Origin of the sequence: Paenibacillus hubeiensis (assembly GCF_032334105.1) — a bacterium.
GTDB lineage: Bacteria > Bacillota > Bacilli > Paenibacillales > Paenibacillaceae > Paenibacillus > Paenibacillus hubeiensis.
This window is the reverse complement of the sequence record NZ_JAVYAE020000015.1, coordinates 79,615-102,561: the sequence shown is the minus strand read 5'-3', so window position 1 is coordinate 102,561 and position 22,947 is coordinate 79,615. Positions and strand designations below refer to the sequence as shown.

Annotated in this window: 19 protein-coding genes and 2 riboswitches; of the genes, 1 reads left to right on the top strand and 18 read right to left on the bottom strand. The window is 52.7% G+C overall.

The window, feature by feature from the left end; translation table 11 throughout:
• The 4 genes from RSX24_RS26700 to RSX24_RS26685 all read right to left on the bottom strand — a co-directional run bounded on the left by RSX24_RS26700 (nt 1) and on the right by RSX24_RS26685 (nt 3,940).
• On the bottom strand, nt 1-717 hold the full coding sequence (locus tag RSX24_RS26700) for an ABC transporter permease (protein ID WP_236417600.1): 717 nt from the start codon (nt 715-717) through the stop codon (nt 1-3).
• A complete protein-coding gene (locus tag RSX24_RS26695; protein ID WP_236417601.1) occupies nt 714-1,628 on the bottom strand; it encodes an ABC transporter ATP-binding protein in 915 nt (304 codons plus the stop codon). The genes RSX24_RS26700 and RSX24_RS26695 overlap by 4 nt, the downstream gene beginning before the upstream one ends.
• 99 nt (nt 1,629-1,727) lie before the next feature.
• Nucleotides 1,728-3,260: a HAMP domain-containing sensor histidine kinase gene (locus RSX24_RS26690; protein WP_343262267.1), complete on the bottom strand. Its 1,533-nt coding sequence runs from the start codon at nt 3,258-3,260 to the stop codon at nt 1,728-1,730.
• Entirely contained in the window at nt 3,257-3,940 is a 684-nt protein-coding gene (locus RSX24_RS26685; protein WP_236417603.1) for a response regulator transcription factor, read from the bottom strand. The genes RSX24_RS26690 and RSX24_RS26685 overlap by 4 nt, the downstream gene beginning before the upstream one ends.
• A gap of 108 nt (nt 3,941-4,048) precedes the next feature.
• On the opposite strand from RSX24_RS26685, the gene RSX24_RS26680 reads away from it, so the two are divergent.
• Nucleotides 4,049-5,812: an alpha-glycosidase gene (locus RSX24_RS26680; RefSeq protein ID WP_343262266.1), complete on the top strand. Its 1,764-nt coding sequence runs from the start codon at nt 4,049-4,051 to the stop codon at nt 5,810-5,812.
• A 99-nt stretch (nt 5,813-5,911) separates the two neighbouring features.
• Here the strand turns inward: RSX24_RS26680 and sdaAA are convergent, their stop codons facing one another.
• From sdaAA to RSX24_RS26610, 14 genes are all read right to left on the bottom strand, one after another.
• Nucleotides 5,912-6,844 carry an L-serine ammonia-lyase, iron-sulfur-dependent, subunit alpha gene (gene sdaAA / locus RSX24_RS26675; protein WP_343262265.1) on the bottom strand — a complete coding sequence of 311 codons (933 nt, stop codon included), beginning with the start codon at nt 6,842-6,844 and terminating at the stop codon, nt 5,912-5,914.
• Nucleotides 6,834-7,523 (bottom strand): L-serine ammonia-lyase, iron-sulfur-dependent subunit beta, encoded by a 690-nt coding sequence (gene sdaAB / locus RSX24_RS26670; protein WP_343262264.1) that lies wholly within the window; start codon nt 7,521-7,523, stop codon nt 6,834-6,836. The genes sdaAA and sdaAB overlap by 11 nt, the downstream gene beginning before the upstream one ends.
• A gap of 122 nt (nt 7,524-7,645) precedes the next feature.
• Nucleotides 7,646-7,744: riboswitch (glycine riboswitch) on the bottom strand.
• Between the two features lie 4 nt (nt 7,745-7,748).
• Nucleotides 7,749-7,877: riboswitch (glycine riboswitch) on the bottom strand.
• Nucleotides 7,878-8,168: 291 nt separating this feature from the next.
• Nucleotides 8,169-9,680 carry a PH domain-containing protein gene (locus RSX24_RS26665; RefSeq protein WP_343262263.1) on the bottom strand — a complete coding sequence of 504 codons (1,512 nt, stop codon included), beginning with the start codon at nt 9,678-9,680 and terminating at the stop codon, nt 8,169-8,171.
• Nucleotides 9,670-10,176, bottom strand: coding sequence for a PH domain-containing protein (locus tag RSX24_RS26660; protein ID WP_343262262.1), 507 nt, complete (start codon nt 10,174-10,176; stop codon nt 9,670-9,672). The genes RSX24_RS26665 and RSX24_RS26660 overlap by 11 nt, the downstream gene beginning before the upstream one ends.
• Before the next feature lie 17 nt (nt 10,177-10,193).
• Nucleotides 10,194-11,285: a LolA family protein gene (locus RSX24_RS26655; protein WP_343262261.1), complete on the bottom strand. Its 1,092-nt coding sequence runs from the start codon at nt 11,283-11,285 to the stop codon at nt 10,194-10,196.
• A gap of 32 nt (nt 11,286-11,317) precedes the next feature.
• Nucleotides 11,318-12,781 carry a sensor histidine kinase gene (locus RSX24_RS26650; protein ID WP_343262260.1) on the bottom strand — a complete coding sequence of 488 codons (1,464 nt, stop codon included), beginning with the start codon at nt 12,779-12,781 and terminating at the stop codon, nt 11,318-11,320.
• Nucleotides 12,778-13,488 carry a response regulator transcription factor gene (locus RSX24_RS26645; RefSeq protein WP_339275777.1) on the bottom strand — a complete coding sequence of 237 codons (711 nt, stop codon included), beginning with the start codon at nt 13,486-13,488 and terminating at the stop codon, nt 12,778-12,780. The genes RSX24_RS26650 and RSX24_RS26645 overlap by 4 nt, the downstream gene beginning before the upstream one ends.
• Nucleotides 13,489-13,827: 339 nt before the next feature.
• Entirely contained in the window at nt 13,828-14,583 is a 756-nt protein-coding gene (gene pstB / locus RSX24_RS26640; RefSeq protein ID WP_236417613.1) for a phosphate ABC transporter ATP-binding protein PstB, read from the bottom strand.
• Nucleotides 14,584-14,595: 12 nt separating this feature from the next.
• Nucleotides 14,596-15,483 (bottom strand): phosphate ABC transporter permease PstA, encoded by an 888-nt coding sequence (gene pstA, locus RSX24_RS26635; protein WP_236417774.1) that lies wholly within the window; start codon nt 15,481-15,483, stop codon nt 14,596-14,598.
• A gap of 2 nt (nt 15,484-15,485) precedes the next feature.
• Nucleotides 15,486-16,418 (bottom strand): phosphate ABC transporter permease subunit PstC, encoded by a 933-nt coding sequence (pstC, locus tag RSX24_RS26630; RefSeq protein WP_236417614.1) that lies wholly within the window; start codon nt 16,416-16,418, stop codon nt 15,486-15,488.
• 117 nt (nt 16,419-16,535) lie between these two features.
• Entirely contained in the window at nt 16,536-17,474 is a 939-nt protein-coding gene (locus tag RSX24_RS26625) for a phosphate ABC transporter substrate-binding protein PstS family protein (protein WP_236417615.1), read from the bottom strand.
• 584 nt (nt 17,475-18,058) lie between these two features.
• The gene (locus RSX24_RS26620; protein ID WP_343262259.1) at nt 18,059-19,351 is read right to left on the bottom strand and encodes an arsenic transporter; all 1,293 of its coding nucleotides are present in this window, start codon (nt 19,349-19,351) and stop codon (nt 18,059-18,061) included.
• Between the two features lie 90 nt (nt 19,352-19,441).
• The gene (locus tag RSX24_RS26615) at nt 19,442-21,535 is read right to left on the bottom strand and encodes a methyl-accepting chemotaxis protein (protein ID WP_343262258.1); all 2,094 of its coding nucleotides are present in this window, start codon (nt 21,533-21,535) and stop codon (nt 19,442-19,444) included.
• 235 nt (nt 21,536-21,770) lie between these two features.
• Nucleotides 21,771-22,814, bottom strand: a complete 1,044-nt coding sequence (locus RSX24_RS26610; protein ID WP_236417619.1) for an EAL domain-containing protein — start codon at nt 22,812-22,814, stop codon at nt 21,771-21,773.
• Nucleotides 22,815-22,947 lie beyond the last annotated feature (133 nt).

The following is a 22,947-nucleotide window of genomic DNA, read 5'->3' as shown; positions in this document are numbered from 1 at the left end:
CTAGGCCACATCCTTTCGACTGAAGTGGACCATGCCAAGCAGCAGGATCAACAATCCCGCACCAATGCCCATACCCGCAAACATCAAGGGATTCGGACCGCTCCAAGCCATCTGGGACCAAGCGAGCGGGAAATATGGGGAAAGGGACAACGAAAACAAGCCTACGATGGCCAAAACAATGCCAAGGGTTACCGGCAGCGCCTGGTTTTTGCTGACCGTGGTCAACCAAAATTCAAGCGACAATACCGGCAGCGCCCCAGCAAGCGGCATCAATCCGAGCGTGATCGCCTGTCCCCACGGAATACTTCCCGCATCGAATCCAAGCACCAATCCAAGGACGACGATGCCAGCGGTCAGCAACAAACACGAAATGATCAGCAGCACGCAAGCAAGCAAAAATTTGCCCGTGTATACGGCCGTTCTGGAGATCGGCATGGCCAAAAGCTGCTTCCACGAACCCTGTTCATGCTCAACGCCCGCGATCATCGAACTGAGCACCGTTGCGCCCAACATCAGGGCGAGCGGCACGAACATCACCACGTTTTCGAGCAGCCCTCCCCACAGATCGGCCGCGTATTGTTCCTTCAAGTAATCGAGCCTCAAACCGAAGTTCAGCGCCTGCATCGCGGTCAGTCCGATCGGTGCCAGAAAAACGAGAAACCAAATGCCCTTGCCGCGTATCTTCAGCCAATCGGAAAATAGCGCCCGCCCTGTCATATGGAAGCCCCCTCGCCGATCACGCGCATGAAGAGGTCCTCCAAGGATTGGCGATGCTCCTCCACGCGATACACCGCATGATCCCGTTCCACCAGGCGGCGAACGAGCAAGGCGATGGCGCTATCGTCCATGTAAGGGAACGTCAGCATTGACCCCTGGCGTTGGCCGAACTGTCCTTGCTCCCGCGCCAGCTTCATCGCTTCTTCCGGCTCCGACACCGTCAGACATATGGAACTGCCTGTCTGGTTATGCAAGTTCGCGATGGTATCCTGCAAGACCATTTTTCCGTCACGGATAATGCCGACCCGGCTGGCCATCTGCTCCACTTCGCTGAGCAAGTGACTGGACACGAGGACCGTGATGCCGTGTTCCAAGGGCATGCGTTTGATCAGTTCGCGGATCTCTTGAATGCCTGCCGGGTCCAGACCGTTCGTCGGCTCGTCCAAAATGAGCAGCTCCGGCTGGCATAACAGCGCGCTGGCAATGCCGAGACGCTGCTTCATGCCCAGCGAATACCCTTTGACTGACCGTTTGGCGTCCCGAGTCAGGTCAACAATCGAGAGCACTTCGCTAATCCGCGATTTGGGCGCGCCCAAAATCCGGCGCAGGGCTTCCAAATTTTCGACCGCATTCAGATGCCCGTAATAGGACGGATATTCGACGAGCGAGCCCACACGCCGCAAAATGTCCATGCGATCCTTGCGGATGTCTTTATCAAAGATGCGAATGACGCCCTTCGTCGGCTTGATCAGGCCGAGCAGCATGCGGATCGTCGTTGTTTTGCCGGCGCCGTTCGGGCCGAGGAAACCGTAGATGTCTCCTTTTTTAATCGTCAAATCAAGTTCCCGGACCGCTGCGCGGTCGCGATATGTTTTCCACAGGTTGGCGGTTTGAATAATGTTTTCGCTCATGGTTTAATCACCTCGAAACCCATATTAAAGGCTCAAGGTTAAAAGCCGGGGTGCCCGAAGTTTAAGTTTAGTTTAAAAAACGCGTTCCCGGGGATGTCACTAGTTAACGCTGCTGTAGATATAAATCGCAACACCTTGCGCCGAACTTTCCACGCGCTTGCGCAGCCCCATTTCGCGAATGAGCAGATCGACGATGGATAAACCAAGCCCCGTTCCTCTGGTCTCGGACTCCTTCTGCATACCTGGGCCGGCATCACGCACCACGATGACCCGTTGACCCTTGATTTCTTCCGTGGCGATGCCGATGTACCGGCCTGCGGCTGCATGCCGCACCGCATTTTGAAACAGATTGTCCAGCACGCGCCTGAATCCCTGTTCATCCACGCGCCAAATCAAAGATTCGTCCGGCAGATCAATGTCGATCTCGAATTGCTCCCTCTCCCATACCGGATACCAGGATGCCGCCATTTCCCTCACGATACGCAAAACGTCCTTATCCTCCAGCTTCAGCGTATATTTTCCGCTCGCCAACAAATTGTAAGAGAGCATGTTGTCAATGAGTCCGCCCAGGTCGTCCATTTTAGCTTCCATTCGCATCAACGCACGGAGCCCGTTTTCGCTGAGCGCTTCCTTGTGCAAAGCATGCATATGGCCCCGGATGACGGTAAGCGGCGTGCGCAAATCATGGGAAAGCCCAGCCACAAGCCGCTTGCGCAGCTGTTCCTCTTCCCGCTCCCGGTGCCGGCTATCCGTTAGTTGGTGCACCATCTGATTAAACGATTCCTCCAGCTGGCCGATTTCATCTGATGCACGGACGTTGACAGGCAGCGGAATGCCTTCTTTGCCCGGATCCACCATCGCCGTTTGCAGCCGAATCAGCCGCTTGCGAATGCGGGCAAAGAACAGGACCGACATCAAGATAAAGAACAGGAACACGATGCCCATAAACGTAAGCAAATACAAAAACTCCCAAGGTTCGCTGCGCTGCATCTCCAACATATGTCGCGGCATCTCGATGACCATAAACCCCTGCCCTTTGTCCACATTCCCGCCGCCCACAAAAGCGACCGCCGTCAACGGGTCGCGGTAGGAAGCATCCTTCATGAACTGCAGCATGTCGGACGCTTCCCAGACAGCGGGAATAAGGGTAACTTCCGTTCGCTGTTCGCCAAGCATCCACTTCAATCGAGTCTCCGCTTTAGCTGCATTTTTCGTTACAGCCACTTCCACGCCGGTTCCCGGCAGAATTAGCTCGGTCTCCCCTTTGCCGTTAACCCGGTATATCGAAGACTCGGGATAATCGTCATGCAGCTTCCTTAGCCGTGCATCCACTTCCTTCGGGGGAACCCCGTCCAGCCTCCGACCTTCGCCGATCCACATTTTCCCGAATCCCGTTGCATCGCCATACGGAGTCTGGTCCACATGATGGTTTGTGTAGTTGGCAATGACGGCATATGTTACAGAAATGATTGGGAGGACGACCGGAACAAATAATACCGCACATAAAATGAGCAGAATATAACGGGACATCAAGGAACGCGTCCACCGGAGCTTGCGCACGTTCTCCGATTTGCCCTTTCGAGTCTGGCGGGGCGCTTCTACTGTAGTCCGTTTCCGCCAACGGCGAATCATGGTTTTTTCACGCGATATCCAACGCCGCGCACCGTTTGCAAAATCGTCGGATTCGCCGGATCGCGCTCCAGCTTCTCCCGCAGATGGCGAATATGCACCATTAACGTCTTGTCGCCGTCAAGGTAAGGTTCGTTCCATACCGCTTCGTAGATCTGCTCCTTGGTTCGGATCATGCCCATGTGCCGGAGCAGGTAGGCGAAGATGTGATACTGTTTTCCCGATAAAATAATCTCTTCTCCCGTTTCTTCATTGACGATCCGATGATCCTGCTCATGGATGGAGAGGTGCTCCAGCCTGATCGTTTGACCGGACGCCACTGCGGTACCCGACTTGCGCAACTGGACCTCGATTCGGGCGGCCAACTCATCCGGATGAAACGGTTTGGTCACGTAGTCGTCCGCGAATTCAAGCCCGTGCAGCTTGTCGTCAATCGACGTCCGGGCCGAAAGCATGACGATCGGGACCGCGGGATGTTCCTTTTTGAGTCGTTGCCCTACCGTGAATCCGTCCAATCCGGGCAGCATCACGTCGAGAATAATCAAGGAGCATCCATTTGCCGCCTCCGTGGCTCCTTCGCCGCTTGCGAGCCAAACGACGTCATATCCTCGTTCTTCAAGGTCATCCCTGACCCATGCGGAAATTTCGATGTCGTCCTCAATGTATAACAATTTTGGTTTCATGCGTATCATCGTTTCCTTTCTGCTTCTTTGAGGTAATATATCTCAATTATACCTAAACTGCCGATATCACGTCGGTTCATGTTCATTATGATTGGAGGAATGCATCACATGCTGCTGGAAGCCATCTATCACCAATCCAAACGCAATTGGGCCTATGCCTACGACAAAGATACGATTCGTCTCCGGCTTCGCGCCAAAAAAGACGATCTCACCGAGGCCCTTGCGCTGACCGGGGACAAATATGCCTGGGAAGAAACGAGAGCCTTGATTCCTTTAAGCAAGTATGCCTCCGATTCCATGTTTGATTACTTCGAAGGAGAGGTCAAGCCGCCCTATCATCGGCTGAAGTACGCCTTTTTGCTCAAAAGCGGGCAAGAGCAGATCTGGATGACCGAAACCGACTTTCAAGAGGAGGAGCCTGACGATCCCGGCCGCATGTTCCAGTTCCCGTACATACATCCCGGAGCCGTTTTTGAACCGCCGGATTGGGTCAAAGACGCCGTATTCTATCAAATATTCCCCGAACGATTCGCCAATGGCGATCCTTCCCGGAATCCGAAGGACATTGAACCATGGGGCAGCGAACCTACGCCTTTCAACTTTTTCGGCGGAGATTTGCAGGGTGTCATGGACCATCTCGATTATTTGAGCGAGCTCGGCATCACGGCCATCTATTTCACTCCGATTTTCCAAGCAACCACAAACCACAAGTACGATACGGAAGATTATCTGAAAGTGGATCGCCATTTCGGAGATGCGGAAACGATCAAACGCCTGGTGGAACAGTGCCATAAGCGCGGAATCAAGGTGCTCCTCGATGCGGTGTTCAACCATTCCGGCAAAACGTTCGCTCCCTTCGTCGACGTACAACAGAACGGGTCGAAATCCCGTTATGCGAACTGGTTTCACGTTCATGAGTTTCCCCTTGACGTGAAGGACGGCGTACCCACGTACGATACTTTCGGTTTTGAGCCGCATATGCCGAAGCTGAACACGGAAAATCCCGAGGTCAAGGAATATCTGCTCAAGGTCGCGGAGTATTGGATCAAGGATGTCGGAGCGGACGGATGGCGGCTGGACGTGGCCGACGAAGTCAACAATGCGTTCTGGCAGGATTTCCGGCGCGTGGTCAAGCAAGCCAACCCGGATGCCTACATTTTGGGCGAAGTGTGGAACGAAGCTTCGGCATGGCTGCAGGGCGACCAATTCGACGCCGCGATGAATTATCCGTTCACCGAAGCCGTTAACCGCTTTTTTGTGATGGGAAAGATGCATGCGGATCAATTCGTGCATGCCATGGCAAAACAATTGTCCAGATATGTACACCAGGCCAGCGAGGTTGCATTCAACCTGCTGGACAGCCACGATACGCCAAGGCTGCTCACGTTGGCTCAAGGGGATAAACGCAAGATGAAGCTGGCAGCCTTGTTCCAGTTCAGCTACATGGGAGCCCCCTGCATCTATTACGGGGATGAAATCGGTCTGGAGGGCGGGGGAGATCCCGAATGCCGCAGATGCATGGAATGGGACGAAGCGAAGCAAGATCGAGAGCTGCTGGACTTCTACAAAACAATCATTGCGCTTCGCCATGCCCATCCCGCCCTGCGTGCGAAAGGCAGCATCCGCTTCCCGCAAGCAAGCCCAGGCGGCAGCCAGCTGGTGCTGGAGCGGCAAAGCGACGAGGAACGCATTCTCGTGTTATTCAACCGCTCCGAAGAAACGGCCATGTTCGAGCTTGAAGCAGGCGAAGGAGAATGGGCCGATTTGTTGGAGAGCGACCACCGGATCGCCCTGGAAGGAGGCACGCTCGCCGTGGAGCTTCCCGCCTATGGATATGCCGTTCTGGGAACCACGCCGCTGAAACCCGAGTAAGTGCCCCATGCTCAAAAAAGCCGATGCGGCTCTTCCTATGGAAGAACTTGCATCGGCTTTTAAATATCGATGAAATCATGGCAATGACACCATTTCCGTCTACTCGGAAGGTTGTTCTTCTCCCGTTTGCAGTTCAGGCTCGGGCGCACGCTTCGCTTTCGGTCTGGCCAGCTTCTCCATCATTTTGCGCCCCGTCGGCGTCTGCGCCAAACCTCCCTGGGCCGTCTCGCGATGCCTGCTCGGCATGGCGCTGCCCACCTCCAGCATCACATCGATCACTTCGTCCGAAGGAATCGCGCTGCGCACGCCAGCCAGGGCCATATCCGCGGCAGCCAGTGCAGTCACGGCACCCAGCCCATTGCGGACGATGCAAGGGATCTCTACTAGCCCGGCCACCGGATCGCAGATCAGGCCCAGCGTATTTTTGAGCGCAAGACCGACTGCATGCACGACCTGCTCCGGCGTGCCTCCGCGCAGCTCCACCATTGCGCCTGCTGCCATGCCGATCGCTGAGCCCACTTCAGCCTGGCAGCCCCCTTCGGCTCCCGAGATGAAGGAATTGTTGGCAATGACGTATCCGATGGCTCCGGCACAGAACAAACCATTGACCAAATGCTCGTCATTCCAGCCAAACCGCTCCTGGGCGCTAATGAACACGCCGGGGATAATGCCGCAGGAACCCGCCGTCGGCGTCGCCACGATGCGTCCCATGGAGGCATTCACCTCGGATACGCACAGCGCATAGGCCATTGCAAGCGCAGAAGCATCACCCGAGCAGGTTTCTCCGCTGCGAATGTACGCGGCCATCTTTTTGCCGTCTCCGCCCGTCAATCCGCTGCGCGAAGTGGTGTCCTCCGTCAGTCCTTTACGCACAGCCTCCTTCATCACCTGATAATATTCCGACATTTGCCGCACAACGTCCGTTTCCGGGACATTGGTTTCCTTTACCTGCTCCTCGACCATAAGCTGCGCAATCGACTTGGATTCGGCCGTGCAGATGGCGCTCAGCTCGTGCAAATGTTTAAACCGCATCGTGACCCACCCCTCTCTTCAAATCAATGACCCGAACGTCCAGCATATGTTCCAGGGTACGCAATCGGTTCAGCATCTCCGCATTTGGCGGACCGTCCATCTCCATCGCCGTCAACGCTTCGCCGTCGCGGGCTTTGCGGTCTACCTGCATGTAACCGATGTTCACGCCGGAGGAACTGACCGTTGACGTCACCGAGGCAAGGACGCCGGCCTTGTCGGAATGGCGCAGGACCAATGTAGGGAATTCGCCGCTGATCTGCACGCGGAAATCGTTCAGCGCGTGCACCGATACGCTGCCGCCGCCGATGGAGGCACCAACCAGCGAGCATTGGCGTTCGCCGTGCCGCAGTTCGATCTTGACGGTATTCGGATGCGGGGCAGGCAGGCCGCTCGTATAGAATTCGACATCCATTCCGGCTTCTTCCGCATATCGCTCCGCATCCGGAATGCGCGGATCGTCGGTTGCATAGTCGAGAAGGCCGCCGATCAGCGCAAGATCGGTGCCATGGCCCTGATACGTATCCGCAAACGAGCCGTACAACGTTAACCGCGCCCGCTCGGGCATAAAGCCGAGCCATTGGCGCGCAATTCGGCCGAGCCTTGCCGCTCCTGCCGTATGTGAACTGGATGGCCCCGTCATAGACGGGCCAATAATTGAAAACACATCTTTGAAACGCATCCTGCACCCCTCCATGTAACTGCCCCGCCGACTCCATCATGTCCGAATCCAAGGCATCCATATTTTCACTATGCTTCCTTATAAACACACCAAAAAGGACAGAGAAGGGCCTTTAGCCCTCTCTCTGTCCTCGATGCCTGAGAGTTTCATGATGTTGGTCGATTGTTCGACCCCATCATTTACCCCTTGGGCGGCGCCATGTCATGGCACACTCTCCAGAGCTGCGTCCAACGATGGTACATTTACCTGAGAGATTAACGTTCGTGCCGGGTGCACGCCGCTTGCTCCTTCGGTGCCCGAAGCGGCCGCATGAATGTTTATTCAGCCTGTCCGGGTCTCTCCCACTCGTCATCATTCGCTATATAGGTCATAATCGATAAGTCATGTTCTTGTTCACACATATTACTTACTCATCTTGGTCATTCATATAACAGATTAAACTTCAACACACTTTATGTCAATAAAATTAACGTATTATTACCATACTCGGACGAGTGCCAGATAAACGGGTGCATGATATCGCAAATCCCGGCTGAGAGGCCAATAATGTTTGGAGACGTTGTACATATATACATTGAGATTCTCCATATATTTATATGCATCCTTTTATGGTATTGTTCGGTGATTAACAGTCTCCCTATCCAACTAGATCAAGTTCGAAGCCTGTCGAAACCAATCCTTCACGGCATTAGCCTGGTCATGTTCCAGGAAAACCGCTCTAAAGCCGCTTCGATTCACCATAAGCTTGGCCCGAACGGATAGCAAGGACTTGCTTCGCTGTCCGGTCGTGGCAGCGGTGTTCACCGTAACGACATGGGGCCTGCGCATTAATGCCGTTCTGCGGGATATGGTCCGGTGACGAAGCGTCAGCTGCTTGCCTTGAATGCTCATCCCTTCATCCTTGAAGCATCCGTATCCCCAAACGGCACATAAGGGCACGAAGAGAAACAGCAGCGCGCCGGCCTGGCCCAGAAATACGGTTCCCGCCGTTCCCAGCACGGCCGCACCCAGCAGTTTCCAGCGCAGGAACAACCAGCGGGCTCGATCCGGAGGGCGGCTGGCAGGTGTGTGCATTTCGAATTGCGGAACGATTCGGGCAAGCAGTTCATTCACATCGCGAACCGGCAGCAGCGGATGCAGCATCATTTTTTTCTCCATCTCCGAAGTCAAGACATATATCTCCACCTCGGCATAACCAAATGGCTGTCGCAGCAACCCCTCTTTGACCTCCACAGCCTGTACCTTACGGGGAGAAAACACATGCTTTCTCCGGTCGAGCAGACCGGAAACGATGGCAATGTTTCCGCCTTCCTGCTCCACGGTGAACCCGGCATACTTGATCGTAAACAGCACGGCTGACAAGATCCATGCCAGCAAAAACATGACGGGCACAAGTCCGAGCCACCAAATTACGGGCAGCCGTCCGGCCTGTTCAACCAGGTTGCTGTAAAAGTGATCCGGAAGCAGGTCATCTGCGAATGAATAGACCCCTGCACCGAAAACCACGACAAGCGGCAGATTCATCGTTGTCAGCGCTCCGACAAACAATCTGCCGGCTGACAGGCGCAGCAGAACCTCTCGCTTTACCGGGAATGCTGCCCCCTCCATAAGCTCCACACTCTGTCCGGGAGCTTCTCCCTCTTCGCGGCGAACATGCTCTTCGGACCATGGTGCTGCCGCAGGCGCGTCCTCTCTCTTCACCGCTTCACTTCGCTTCTGATATAACCACCGTTCGATCCGCTCGGCCTCTGTAATTGCCAGAGCGGGAAGCACGCCATCCGCCTCAACGCTGCCCCCCGGCGTCTCAATCTTGAGCTGTGCCAGCCGGAGCATCCGCTGAATCAGGGGCTGTTGCGTCTGGACGGAGTGGATGCGGCTGAAATAGATCGATTTCTCCTCCCGGACAAATAGGCCCTGGCGCAGCACAATACGATCGTCCTGCAGCGTATAACTGAATTTACGCCATTTGATCCAACCATACAGAACAAAAGGAAGCGCGATGCACACAACGGCCTCAGCATAGCTGTACCACGGAAATTTGCTCCAGTCCACGCCTTTGATGATGAGTAGAACGATAATCGGAATGATGGACTTCATTACGCTAAAAAAAGGAAAGAGGACATACATCTTATGTAAACGCTTCGGTTCATTCATCATGATCTTCCACCTTCGCCAGATGACCGATATTGCGCTTCAATTGCTCTGCCTCTGCCCGTTCCAACCCGGCAATGTGGAGCGTAGCTGCCGCCGTAACGATGCTGACTTTGGCAAGTCCATATTTTCGCAGCAGAGGACCGCTTTCCAGTTCCACCTGCTGCACACGCGTCATCGGCACAATCGTATCCGTATGCCACAACCAGCCAGAATGGATCTCCACTTCATCATCAGCGACCCGAAAACTGAAGTGCCGGTAACGTAATCCGGGCAAAATCCAGGTATACCAGATTAGTGAAATCATAAAAATCCCTGTCCCGAGCCATCCCGGCCACTCCACCCAATCTCTAAACCATGCTACGATCAGATATCCGACGGCCAGTAAAATCAACAGCCCATTGACCATTAGGGCCGTCAAGGCTGTTGCTTGTTTAGCTTTCGGGTGGAGGCGCCGCCGTTCTCCGTTGTTATGCTCTGCGTAATCCATTGCTTGACTCACACTCTCCTCCAATTCAATTAAGGCTGATTGGGCAGCTTCAGATCCTTCGCCCAAGCTTGAAGCTTCTCCTTTGTCCATTCTTCGTTCTCACCCATGATAGAGTAGCGCAATCCATTCTCGGTCCAGGATATGTTCCGGATGCTCTTCATATACGAACCCTCTGTGTCACGAACCTCAACCTCGGACTCATCAGGCAGCAGCGTGTCATCACCATCTTCATCCGGCGCCTTGAATACGGTCATACTCACTTCAACCTTGTCGTTGTTGACATAATACAATGTCACTTCGTCCCTGCTGAGCTCTCCGCCGAGTGAAGTCATCTCAATCCGCGACAGCTCCAACTCCCCGTTCATATCCTGCAAAAAGGGTTGCCCCAAAGCTTGTTCGGCTTCTTCCAAACTCACTTCCGAATTCTGCGTTAGATCATTCAGATCCTTCACATCAACCTCCTTGGGGATATCAATCACGAACGTATCCTCGGAAAACTCGGGATCATATTGAATCGGGTCATAGACCATTTCTGACTTTTCATCGCCATAGGTGCTAATGACTTTGACAATCATCCACGTTTTGGGGTCTACCCAATACTCGGAGGAAATGGATAAAGTGCCTTCTTCCTTCGGCGTCAGCTTAATGTGAATGACGTCCTGTCCTTGAAGCTTTTCCTGTCCCATCATATCCACATCATGGGAATCCCGCAACCGTTCCAGCTGATCCACGAGCATCTGCTTCTGGGTCTGTTCGGGCTGTTGTCCCATGGCGGATACGTCCATCGAATACGCCGTGCCTGTCTCTTTTTCGTAAATTGTAATTTCCGTTCCGTTATTGACCGCATAGCTTACGTGGCCGTTCTCCTCTGTTTCCGTGCGCTTTCGCCCTGTCTCTCCATCGACCCATTCCTTAATGTGCATGGTGTGATTCAGCTTGTCGTCCGACCATATTTTCATTTCACCTTCAGCATAATATGATGCGGGTTTCGTTTCTGCAGCGACCACCTTCTCGATCATCTCATCTCCTGACAGGCCAAGCATTTCCTTCTCTGCACAACCTCCGAGCAGTGAACCTGCAAGCAAAGCCGTACTGAGCATCATCCATCCTTTTTTCATCATCGCCATCGTCCTCTCTCATTTTATTCAATGCATTACATCTCAGGCAATCGGCATGCAGCGAGCGTACCGTATCCTTCGGCCGACCACATGCGCATTTCACCTCCGTGCTTGATAGCAATCCGTTTGGCTATGCTTAATCCCAGACCTGAGCTTCCTGCATACGCCTTCCCTTCCTGATTCTGATGTTGAACATAAGGTTCGAAAATACGATCCAGCTGTTCTTCAGGAATAGCAGGCCCTTCATTTTGCAGCAGGATCAAGGTTGATCCCTTCCTGAACTTATCCAGCTCCAAATCCAGCGTTGGAATGATCCATTCCGGAAGCGGCTGATCTGAAGCAATGACGCCCAGACCTATTGCCCCGTTCGCTCTTGTGTGACGCAGTGCATTGTTCATCAAATTGTCTGTCAGGCGCATCAGTTGTTCGGGATGAAGCCGGTAGAGGTGATCTGTGCGGACGACCGTTTTTACGTCAATCTGTTCACGCTCGGCAAGTCCTCCATAACTACCAAGCAGCATATCGAAGAACTCTTCTCCTTCCACCTCGACCATGGCCATCTCCAATTCACCGGAACCCAGCGCCGTATACATTTCGAGTTCGCCAATCATCCGTTTCATCCGCTCCACATTTCCGAACAGCACGTCCCAGTACTCCCGTCTCTCGGGCGGTTCCAATTGCGTATCCATACGAATCGCCTCCGCATAGGCACTGATGGACATTAACGGTGTCTTCAGATCGTGAGACAGCGAAGCGACCATGAGCTCTTTCTCTTTTTGCTCCTTCTCCACTTCTGCCTGCGTCTGCCTGACTTTTTCCTGCATTGCATCAAATCGCTTGAGCAGCGTGCCCATTTCATCGCGACGTACCGGTGCGTCATCCATGGGAGCCTCTCCCCGCGCAAAAGCATGCATTCTGTCCATCAGCTGTCTCATCGGTCGAAAAAGCTTTCTGGATAGCAGCCAGAGCACGGTGCCATATAACAGGATAAAGAATATAACAGCGGAGCCGACGACCCATGTTGTCCGAATCGAGATGCCTTCAAGCCACTCTCCGCGAAGCATGACGATCTCGTAAATGCCAACCAGTTCACCCTTTTCCCATACCGGCTTTTTCAGCGTAAACGTGCGATGACGAATCTGCATGTCGTACAGATCGCGATATAGTTCCGAACCCCTGACGGTATAAGCCCCGGCAGACCAGGGATCCCCACCGGATGTATACACCCTGATCCCTGACGGCAGATAGAGGTCAAAGTTCACTTGATCACTGGCGAGCCCGGAGAGCGAAGCATAGGCATCAGCAGATTGCAGGCGGTACAGGCCCGGGTCGGACAATGCCTGCTCGATGGGACCCAGCCGTCCGGACAACTCTACATATTCCGCTACGGAGCGCTGATCATTATAGTAATCGTACAGGGAGAATAGCGCCCAGCCTGCAGCGACAGGCAGCAGCATCACGATGAGGAAAGCAATCATCAGCCAGTACTTCAGCTTCATTCCGCCAAATCTCCTACAAATCGGTATCCGCTGCCCCATACGGTCTGGATCCAGCGTGGTTGATGGGGCTCATCCCCCAGCTTGGCCCGCAGGCTCTTCACATGGACGGTGACCGTACCCGAGCTTCCCGCTACCGGCTGATTCCACACATGTTCATACAGCTCCGCCTTGGTGAATGCCCGGCCCGGATGAGAGGCAAGCAGCGTGAGCAAAGCCCATTCCTTATTGGTCAGTACGATATCTTCCCCATGAAGCTGCACCCGTTGATTCAACAGGTCGATCGACAACCCGTCGTTGTACTGTTGATGGGTCGAATCCGGCTTGATGCCCTGATATCTGCGATATCTGTTAAGGTGGGATTCAATGCGGGCCGTAAGTTCGGCCAGGCTGAACGGCTTGGTAATGTAATCGTCAGCGCCCAGGCCAAGACCTCTGACCTTGCTCTCTTCCTCGATGCGCGCACTCATCATGAGCAGCGGAACGTCGCTGATCAGCCGGATATTTTTGCATACCGCGAACCCGTCCATCTCCGGCAGCATCAGATCCAGCAAAACCAATTGGTAGGTCCCTTCCCTGAAATCCTCCCAGCTCTCCAGGCCGCTCGAAGCCCAAGTCACCCCATATCCCTCACGCCGAAGATGGTCCGTCAAAATGCGGGCAATTTCCGGATCATCCTCTACCAGCAAAATATTCACGTGGTCTCTCATCGCTGTTTCATCCTCCCATGACTGTATTGTAGCGAAGAACGTTCATCCCTCCGCAGAGTTTATACTTTCTTCATAAATGCGTTCTTGAATATAAGAGCAAAGGGTACGCAAAAAGAGCCCCCTGATGTCAGGACGCCCCCTCTTTTGTGGTTGACGCATGTTATCGTTATAATTCGCTCTCCAAGGACAGCGCCTTGGCCCTGATTATCGTAGCATGACTGTTTTTGTCGTGGCAAACGTTACCACAAAAAAAGCATAACTCCGAAACTCATCGTTCGGGAGTTATGCTTCCATTTCTTTTTATTGAACTAAATTGCATTCCATGCGAGTGTGCTTCGATTAACCGAAACGACCCATGATGTATTCTTGCGTCAAGCGGTTGTCCGGATTCGTGAAAATATGCTCCGTATCTCCGTGCTCAACCAGGCTGCCCAGGTAGAAGTATGCCGTAAAATCCGAAATCCGGGCCGCCTGCTGCATGTTGTGGGTAACGATGACGATGCGCAGATCTTTCTTCAGCTCCGAAATCAACTCCTCCACTTTGCCGGTGGACACCGGATCCAGCGCGGAGGCCGGCTCGTCGAGCAGCAAAATTTGCGGGTCCACGGACAATGCGCGTGCAATGCACAGACGCTGCTGCTGTCCGCCGGAAAGAGCCAGTGCCGAATCGTTCAGGCGATCTTTGACCTCATCCCACAGCGCCGCGCGGCGAAGGCTTTTCTCTACAACCTCATCCAGATCCTTCTTCTTTTTCATGCCGCGGTAACGCGGCCCAAACGCGATGTTGTTATAGATGGATTTATGGAAAGGGTTGGGCTTCTGCCATACCATGCCGATTTTCTGGCGGAGCTTGATCACGTCCGTTCCCGGTTCGTTCAGGTCTTTGCCATCCATCCAGATATGCCCTTCCGTACGGGAGCCGGCAATTTCGTCGTTCATTCGGTTCAAAGACCGCAAGAACGTCGATTTGCCGCAGCCGGAAGGTCCGATGAGCGCCGTTACGCTCGATTCGGGAAATGCCAGGCTGATCTGTTTGACCGCCTGAAAATGCCCGTAATATATGCTTAACTGTTCCGTACCAAAAGGTATGGCCATGTCGGTTCCTCCTTATTTCGAAGCTGTCATGCGGCGGTAAACGACCCGGCCGATCCAACGAGCACTCAGATTGAACGCCAGTACGAGAAGGACAAGCACGGCCGATGCTCCTGCCGCCACTTCCTTGGAATCCGGCGCGATGCCTTCACTGTTAACTTTCCAGATATGCACGGCAAGCGTTTCAGCCGGACGGAATGGATTGAGCGGCGATCTTGGGCTCGCAGGATTCCAGTCCGTGAAGTCCAGCGGCGGGCTGCTCATGCCTGCCGTAAACATCAGCGCTGCCGCTTCGCCGAAAATTCGGCCCGAAGCCAGAATTGTACCCGTAATCAAACTCGGCAATGCCACAGGCAGCAAAATGGACGTGATGATCTTCCATTTGGACAGACCCAGCGCAAGCCCCGCTTCTTTTTGTTCCTTCGGCACGGCCCGGAAAGCTTGTTCCGTCGTCCTTACCATTAGCGGCAGGTTAAAGATGGCCAGTGCCATGGCTCCCGAAATCAGGGAAAAGCCCAGGCCGAACGTGTTAACGATCAGCAAGAGACCGAACAAACCGATCACGATCGACGGAAAAGAAGACAATACTTCCACGACGAGTCGAATGAAGTTGGTGATTCGACCCGGTTTGGCATATTCCGCCATATAAATACCCCCGCCCCAACCGAGCGGAATGGTGATAATCAATGTCAAGACAAGCAAAAATACCGAGTTGAACAATTGCGGGCCAATCCCGCCGCCGCCCTTCAGCAGCTGAGGCGCGCTCGTCAGGAAATGCCAATCGATTTGGCCGATTCCGCGCACCAGAATGAAGGCGAGCAGTCCGAGCAGCAGAACGACGATAAATAACGCCAATGCCACAATAACGGCTGTGGCCACTTTGTCTACCGTTTTAGCTTTCATCTTCATACGCGGTTTCTCCTTTCAAGCAAACGAACCAGCAGGACGAAGACAAACGTCATCACCAGCAGCACGAGCGCCATGCTCCACAGAGCATTGTTGTGAACCGAACCCATCGTTGTGTTACCCATGCTTAAGGTAATTACACTGGTCAGCGTAGAAGCAGACTCTAGCAAGGATGACGGAACGTGCGGCGCATTACCGATTACCATCTGAACCGCAAGAGCTTCACCGAAAGCGCGGGCCATGCCCAAAACGACACCCGTCAGAAGCGCAGGCAGAACCGTTGGGATAATCACGCGATAGATCGTTTGCCAGCGCGTTGCCCCAAGGGCATAGGACGATTCGCGTAATCCTTTTGGCAGTGCGGACAACGCATCCGCCATGATGCTGGTTACCGTTGGCAGAATCATAACGGAAAGCACAAGACACCCTGCCGCGATTCCGATGCCGGCCCCGCCGAAGATGCTTCGCAACGCAGGAACGATGACCGTAAGACCGATAAAGCCGTATACAACGGAAGGAATGCCAGACAACAGCTCGATGGCCGGCTGCAATATCTTTTTCCCTTTGCCCGGCACGATTTCCGTCATGAACAAAGCCGCACAAAGGCTGAGCGGACTTGCAATCAGTGCCGCAAGCAGCGTCGTCGTAAACGACCCGGTAATGAACGGCAGTGCCCCGTAGGATGCAGGTTCAGTGGTCGGGCTCCATGTTTTGCCGAATAAAAACTCGCTCAGACTTACGCCATCCTTGAAGAAAGTCATCAGACCTTTGGATGCGACAAAATATACGATAGAAAACATAACAACGATCAGAAAAACGACACAGATCGACGTATATATGCGTCCCGTCCATTCTTCCCAGTAATGTTTCTCTCTCAAGGGCCGACCCGGTTTAATGCTTTTCACTGCCGTTCCCCTTTCGGTCTGTTCCATAAACTACCATCCTTCTATAATTGGTTTGGGTACAAATATTGGGAAAACATCGGAGCAAACCGCGCAAAGAGGCAGGACCATAGTCCGCCTCTCTCGCTGTATGCGTAGGTTCAAAGATTATTGAGTGACGTTGCCTGCTGCATCGCGTTTAACTTTCATGCCGGATACCGGAATGTAACCCAGCTCCTTAACGTCGTTTTGTTGAATTTCGTCGCTCAGCATGTAGTCCAGGAACGCTTTCGTTGCTGCATCAGGCTCGCCTTTAGTGTACATGTGCTGGTAAGCCCACACTGGATAAGTTCCTGCTTCCACGTTTTCAACCGTCGGCTCAACGCCTTCGTATTTCAAAACTTGCAGGCTGTCATCCAGGTAAGACAGGGCCAAGTAACCAATTGCGCCTGGTGTTTCGGCTACCAGTTTTTTAACCGTACCGGAGGAATCTTCTTGGATGGAACCTTGGATGTCTTCCACTTTGGTACCCAGCGCAAAGTTTTCGAATGTTGCGCGTGTACCCGAGCTGCTTGGACGGTTAACGATCACGATCGCTTGATCCGCACCGCCAACATCTTTCCAGTTCGTGATTTTGCCGGAGAAAATGTCGATCAGCTGCTGCTTTGTCAGGTCGGTCACGCCAGCGTCTTTGTTGCTTACTGGTGCGATGGCCACAACAGCCACTTGATGGTCGATCAATTCTTTGGCTTTTGCTTCGTCTTCGAGTTTCTCTTCGGCAAATACGTCGGAGTTCCCGATTGTGGCTTGGCCTTCGGAAACTTGAGTCAAACCGGTACCGCTGCCGCCGCCTTGCACTTGAACCGTTACGTTTTTATATTCGTCAACTGCCATAAACTTCTGTCCAGCTTGCTCTACCAGTGGTTGCAAAGCAGTCGATCCGACAGCAAGGATGTTTCCGCTCACTTGCTCCGTAGCGGGTTCTCCTGTCGATCCGGAACCATTGCTTGCAGTATCATCTGTCGCAGCATTTTTGTTCGATCCGCATGCAGCAAGCACCAGTACGAACGTTAAGGTCATCAGAATAAACGGCAACTTTTTAAACATAGTTTTGTTTTCCTCCCCCAATGTAGTGATGGCGATTTGCGATTTTTTTTGTTCACCATCAACTCTGTTCTTATTGTAGTTTCGCTATGTCATCTCTAAATCAATGTTTTGTAAACGCAGTGTTAAAAATATGGGCGGTGGTTTCGAAACATCGTAAATGAATTCCCTTCTCGGAGCAGTCGCTCCGGAAACGAACGTTGCTCCAATCGCTGTTGCTTCCGAATTTTTTGATTATATGATCAATGGTTAAAATACGGCCGCAAAGGCGAACGCTCTCGCTCTCCGCATTCATTCATCCTCTACACTACTTAGCTGCTTAGTTTTTCACTAAAAATCTCCCCACGCCTGGGGATGCAAAAAAAAGGCCAGTCGTATTTGGACTGGCCTAATCATGAATGATGCAGATCTATGGAATGGAATACTTCTATTAATAGAAGTAAGCTATATGGGAAATGCAGCAGATTGCGACACATTGCTTTAACATATCGAAAAAAGCCGTCTCATGTCGAGTTCAAGACCCGTGCATGAGTACGGCTTTCGTAAACATGTTTACATAAACGGCAGTTCCATTCGAGCCCCGCCGGCTAACCAATCAACCACAGCCATAACGCCAACCCTGCCAACGTAGCAAGTAATGTAGGAACGGTTAAAATGATGCCTGCTTTGAAATAATATCCCCAAGTAATTTTGACACCCTTGCGAGATAAGACATGCAGCCACAACAGCGTGGCGAGCGATCCGATCGGCGTCATTTTCGGTCCGAGATCCGAACCGATCACATTGGCGTAAATCATAGCCTCACGTACGATACCCTCGGCCTGCGTCCCGTGAATGGCCAACGCATTGATCAACACCGTCGGCAAATTGTTCATTACGGAAGAGAGCACCGCTGCAATCATACCCATGCCGAGCGAGGCGGCCAACACGCCGTGTTTGGCAATGGCATCAAGCCATTCGCTCAAATGGTCCGTCAGCCCGGCGTTACGCAATCCATACACGACGATGTACATGCCGATGGAAAAAATGACGATCGACCACGGCGCTTCCCGCACGACCCGTTTGAGGTTAACCGCATCACTTCGGCGAGCCAACAAAGCGAAAACCAGAGCAACCGCCCCAACGATGGCCGATACCGGGATGGGCAGCACTTCGCTGGACGCATACGCAGCGAGCAGCAATCCGAGCATGTACCAGGATATGCGGAACATCCGCGGATCCCGGATCGCTTCCCTTGGATCACGCGCTGACGCATAATCATAGCGAGCCGGTATGCTTTTGCGATAGAACCAATACAACATGCCGGTACTGGCCCCAAGCGAAATGAAATTGGGCACCATCATGCGCGCAGCATAATCGACAAACGTAATGCCAAAATAATCGGCCGATACGATATTGACCAAATTGCTGACGATTAACGGCAGCGAAGTCGTATCCGCAATGAAGCCGCTGGCCATGACAAAGGCCAAAACCATCCGTTCATCCAATTTCAGCGCCCTTACCATCGCAAGCACAATCGGCGTTAGAATGAGAGCGGCCCCGTCATTGGCGAACAGTGCCGATACCAAGGCCCCCAGCATAATGGAATAAATGAATAACTTTCTCCCGTTTCCCCTGGCAAGCTTTGCCATATGAAGGGCAGCCCATTCGAAAAATCCGGTCTCATCCAGAATGAGCGAAATGATAATAATGCCGATAAAGGCAAGCGTTGCATTCCATACAATGGATGCCACATCCACGGCATCACTCAGACTTACCACTCCGCAGAGAAGGGCGAGCAGCGCTCCTCCCGAGGCAGACCAACCGATGCCAAGCCCTCGCGGCTGCCAAATGACCAAGGCGATGGTAAGCACAAAAATAAGTATTGCAATCATCGTCATAATGTCCCCCACGCCACAAATAGCCGTATCCTAGTTAGGTAAGCATTGCCCAACGATCTATTTATACAGGGCGACAGGGGCAGATGTCCATTATTTTTTCGTAGGATTCTCGCTCTTCGGTGCATCTTCCACCATCTTGAACATGCCGAGCAGACCTTGCAGTTGTTCCGCCATACTGTTCAAATGAGCCGAGGATGACGCAATCTCCTCCACCGAAGCAAGCTGTTCCTCGGAGGAAGCCGATACGGATTCCGTATTTGCCGCCGCTTCTTGCGTAATGCCCGATATATCTTTCATAGCTTTGGCGACGTCAGCCGCTCCTGCCTCCAGCTGCTGCGTTTGCCCGGATAAGCCATCCAGCGTATGGGCTGCTTCCACCACGGCTTCGCGAATTTGCGCAAAGGACTGACCGGAAGCATTCACTGCCTCAATGCCATCTCCGACCCGATTCTGCGCTGCCTCCATCGCCTTGAGAGCTGCGTCCATATCGAGACGGATGTTGTTTACGAGCTCACCGATCTGGGCTGCAGAGCTTCCGGATTCCTCCGCCAGCTTCCTTACTTCGCCCGCCACAACGGCGAACCCACGCCCGGCATCTCCTGCTCTGGCTGCTTCGATGGAAGCATTCAGCGCCAGCAGGTTCGTTTGTTTGGAGATGGTCGCAATGACATCGACCATGCTGCCGATTTCGATGGAGCGGGTATTCAAGGATTGAACGACCTCTGCCAGCTGCTCCACCGTTTCCTGAATGCTGTTCATCTGCTGCATCGCCTGGCTTGCGGCCGCATTGCCCTCCGCAGCCGCTCCGGACGTGTTTTTCATGTTTTCCGTGATGGATTGAACATGCTCGGACATGATCCGCACTTCTTCGGCCATGCTGCCCATCTGTGTTGTTCCGTCTGCCACTCGTCTGACCTGCTGCTCAGCACCCTCCGCAAGCTCCTGAATGGCAAGCGTGGAATGCTCGATCGCTTTAGTGGTTTGTTCTGCGCTTGCCGACAATTCCTGGGAAGAAGCCGATACCTGTTCAGCCGTCTCCTGTACGCCCAATATCATCATGCGCAAGTTATCCACCATTCGTTCGAAGTACTTTGCGAGATCACCGATTTCGTCTTTGCGCGCGGTGTCCATTTTCACCGTCAAATTACCCTTGCTAACCGCTCTCGCGGTTTCCTGCAGGCGTTTAATTGGCCGCAGCAGCGCACGCGTGAACAAAATAATGAAGATCAATGCAAGCACTGTGGCCGCAAGAACTACAATGAGTGTTGCCAGGCGAATATCCTTGCTAGCATCATTGATTTCGCTTTTATACATCGTCCCGCCAATTTTCCAGCCGGTTTCCGGGTTTGTCGAAAAGACCAGATGTTTATCGTCACCATTGTGCGTGTAGTCAAAGCTGCCGTCTGCCGATGCATACAGCGGGTCCAGCTCCGTCCCTTCCACTTTGGAACCCGCCTCCACATCCGGAGATACGATGTAGTTTTTCTCGCCATCCAGAATGATGATATAACCTTCTTTTCCAATCTTCATCGATGCCAATTCCTGCAGGTTCGTCAAGTTCAGAGACAGGCCGACGACGCCGGATTGATCCTTAAGCGTTCTTGAAACGAAAACCACCGCAACCCCATCCGTATTTTTGGATACGGGGGAAATCACTGTTGTCCCCTGTTTTTCCATGGCAAGCTTGTACCATTCTCTCTCACGCGGATCGTATGCCGACCCTTGCGCGCTGCCTGTCGTCTCTTTCCCGCGAACCATGACGCCATCTTTCGTGCCCACGAAAATATTCAGCGTTTCCGGATGCAATTTCAAATATTGCTCCAGCCTGGCCGTCAGTTCAGGACTCTCGTCTTGGCCCTTGACCATTTCAACCCCAACGGTGTCGGCAAAATAGTTGATGTCGTTTTTCTTAGCGCTCACCTGGTCGTCGATCATCGAATTGGTGGTAATCACGTTTTGCCTGGCACTATCCATCAATTGCGTTTCCACGGTGCGGTCTGCAATCGTCAAGGTCATGAATCCAACAGCCTGACTGGGAAGAATCAGTACGATCAGGAACGAAAGCAATACCTTGGTACGTATGTTCCAGAACGAGCCTTTTTTCTTTTTGTTTGTTTTCTTTTTCTGTTTGGATGCTCCCACTGCAGCAGTTTGCTGCTGTCCATTTCCAAGAGAATTACCCATGAAGCCTCTCCCCCTCTTAAATATGACTTTTCTCTATTTATGTAAGTCCCTCTCCATCAACCTGCGATATCAGACCATGGCTAGAAGCCATTAAGATCGATATATGTATAGGTCTACCTATTATATCGGTTAAATCCCCTTAATTCTTTGGGCACATTCATGATATACATCAACGCGAAAAAGCCACTTCGCAATAATGAAGTGACCGGTTATTTTTAGCCAAAAAGTTGCCATTTCAAGCCGTTGTTCGTCGGTATGGCCCTTCCGGAGGACACGATGAAGGTTTGCCGAAATAGTATCCTTGAGCAAGCTCAATTCCGACAGATCGGCAATACTCGAATTCTTCGATTCGTTCAATGCCTTCGGCCAGGACCCGGCCGCCAAACCGCCGCGACATCTCGACAATATCGACGATTTTCCGCTGTCTGGTCTTGTCCATGTCGCAATGGTCGATCAAGCTGCGGTCAATCTTGACAAAATCCGGTTCCAGTCGATTCATCAGTTCGAGCGTCGAAAATCCCGCCCCCACATCATCCAGAGCTACCGAAATTCCGTGGGAACGATAGGTATCAAAAATGTATTGAAGCATGGAAACATGCTGAACCTGTTCCGTCTCCACCATTTCAAACACAAAGTCCCTCGGATCAAGTTCAAGACGTTCAATCGCATTGAACGTGTGGGTCAGGCAGGAAGCAGGGTGGTATATCGACGAGGGCAGGAAGTTGACAAAGCGTTTAACGCCGTGCGGCAAACATGCAGCGCTTGTCTCTATGGCCGTAGTACGTGCCTTCCGGTCAAGATACGATTGCAAACCCGTATACCGGGCCACCTCGAATAATTCGTAAGGATTGAATGGCTTACCATTCTCGGCGGGACGAAGCAAAAACTCAAATCCGATAATCTGTTCGGAGGCATCCACGATGGGCTGCATATGACTGCTGAATTGGTTGCCCAAAATGATGGAGACCAACTCGGCATGCCGAATCCGGGATTCCAGCATTTGCGGGCGAATCCAACCGTCCGGGTCTGCTTGCATATGCAGCGGGGTCACTTGAACCTCGACTGAAGCTTGCAGAGACAGGTCTGCCCTCTCCACTTTCCCTAACACGTTTCTAACCGCTTCCGTACTCGTATATTGCATCTGGATTAAATCGTTTGAATGCACAACCTTCATTGCCAATGCTTGAAGAGCCTCAAGCAAAACGGGGGATCTGGGACGCAGATACAAAATACCTTGTTCCTCAATCGGATGTATTGGACTGCAGCCGCTGCAATTCATGTAAGCCCCCCTTGCCGTTGTTGGAGTTCAAAATCGTCATGTTGCATCCTTTCGTCGATGCGTTCGCTACGTCGGATTGGTCCACAGAATGATATCCAAACTTTGTAAATATTATATCATGGGTCTCCTAAAT